Source organism: Oleiphilus sp. HI0123 (assembly GCF_001635315.1).
The window spans coordinates 1-320 of sequence record NZ_LWGE01000698.1 but is presented as its reverse complement, the minus strand read 5'-3'; the positions used below and the strand labels follow the sequence as shown (position 1 = coordinate 320).

Here is a 320-nt window from a genome sequence, read left to right as displayed (position 1 = left end):
AGTTCCTTAAGTCGATCAAGCGCACGGGCTTTGGTATTAACTTATTTGATGAGTTGCGCTATTTGGATGAAGGCTATCCTGGGCAAGACTGTTCAAAGCGCCCATTGAATATGGACTTTTCGCTTAACCAGGCGCGCTATCAGGGGTCAAATATTCTTATTGCACGTCAAAACTTTGGTTGTGGTTCATCTCGTGAACATGCGCCTTGGGCGCTTGATGATTATGGCTTTCGTGCTGTTATCGCGCCGAGCTTTGCGGATATTTTCTTCAACAACTGCTTCAAGAACGGTATTTTACCGATCGTTCTGAGTGAAGAAGAT

1 protein-coding gene is annotated in these 320 nt (G+C 45.0%); it reads left to right on the top strand.

Features of this window, described 5'->3' with window-relative positions; translation table 11 throughout:
• Positions 1–320: 3-isopropylmalate dehydratase small subunit (leuD, locus tag A3761_RS06285; protein WP_068749993.1), on the top strand; the 320-nt coding region annotated here is incomplete at both ends.